This is a genomic window from Roseisolibacter sp. H3M3-2, assembly GCF_029211165.1.
In the GTDB taxonomy this organism is placed as follows: Bacteria; Gemmatimonadota; Gemmatimonadetes; order Gemmatimonadales; family Gemmatimonadaceae; genus Roseisolibacter.
Genome location: NZ_JARGEK010000658.1, coordinates 1 through 1,231, shown reverse-complemented (window position 1 = coordinate 1,231; position 1,231 = coordinate 1). Strand labels below are relative to the sequence as shown.

Below are 1,231 nucleotides of genomic sequence, written 5' to 3'. Positions count from 1 at the left end.
GGTCGAGGCGCTCGCGCCGGGCGCCGCGCCCGCCGCCGCGCCGGCCGTCGATCCGTCGCTCGTCCCCGGCGCGCCCTCGGCGGTGCTCGGCGGTCGCGCGGCGTACGAGGCGCCCGCGCTCGCGCCCACCGGCGTGACCACCGGCTCGGCGTTCACCCCGCTCCAGTCGCTGCACGGCACCATCACCCCCGCCGACCTGCACTTCCAGCGACACCACGCGGGGATCCCCGACGTCGACCCGGCGCGCTGGCGGCTGCTGGTGCACGGGCTGGTGGACCGCGAGCTGGTGTTCACGCTCGACGACCTGCGGCGCTTCCCCTCGGTCACGCGCACCTGCTTCGTCGAGTGCGCGGGGAACGGCCGCTCGGCGTACCGCGACCCCAAGCGCGAGATGACGCCGCAGGTGATCGACGGGCAGACGAGCAACTCCGAGTGGACCGGCGTCCCGGTGGCGGCGCTGCTGCGCGAGGCCGGCGTGCGCGGCGGCGCGCGGTGGGCGCTCGCCGAGGGGGGCGACGCGTCGCTGCTGTCGCGCAGCATCCCGCTCGACAAGCTGCTCGACGACGCGCTGCTGGCGTGGGCGCAGAACGGCGAGGCGCTGCGCCCCGCGAACGGCTACCCGGTGCGGCTGCTGCTGCCGGGGTACGAGGGGAACATGTGCGTGAAGTGGCTGCGGCGGCTCGAGCTCAACGCGGAGCCGACGATGACGCGCAACGAGACGGCGAAGTACACCGACCCGCTCCCCGGCGGGAAGGCGCGGCAGTTCAGCTTCGTGATGGACGCCAAGTCGATCATCACCGCGCCGTCGCACCCCGGCCGGCTGTCGGGGCCCGGGTGGTGGCCGGTGACGGGGCTCGCGTGGACGGGGCGCGGGCGCATCGCGCGCGTCGACGTCAGCACCGACGGCGGGCGCACCTGGACCGAGGCGACGCTCGACGGCCCGGTGCTGCCGATGGCGCACGTGCGCTTCCGCCACCTGTGGAAATGGGACGGGCGGCCGACGCGCCTCATGAGCCGCGCGGTCGACGAGACGGGGTACGTGCAGCCGACGCTCGCCGAGTTCCGCCGCGTGCGGGGCGCCGGCACCGACTACCACTTCAACCACATCCGCGCGTGGGACGTCGAGGCCGACGGACGCGTCTTCTTCGCGGTCGACTGACCGCCGTCTTCGCGCTGTCGGCGGCGTGCGGGCGCGGCGTCGCGGCGCTGGCGTCGCGGGCGGCCGACGTCG

1 protein-coding gene is annotated in these 1,231 nt (G+C 75.8%); it reads left to right on the top strand.

All coding sequences use genetic code 11. The features are described 5' to 3' along the window. Positions 1 to 1,159: sulfite dehydrogenase (gene soxC / locus PYV61_RS25520; protein WP_275836700.1), on the top strand; the 1,159-nt coding region annotated here is incomplete at its 5' end. Positions 1,160 to 1,231 lie beyond the last annotated feature (72 nt).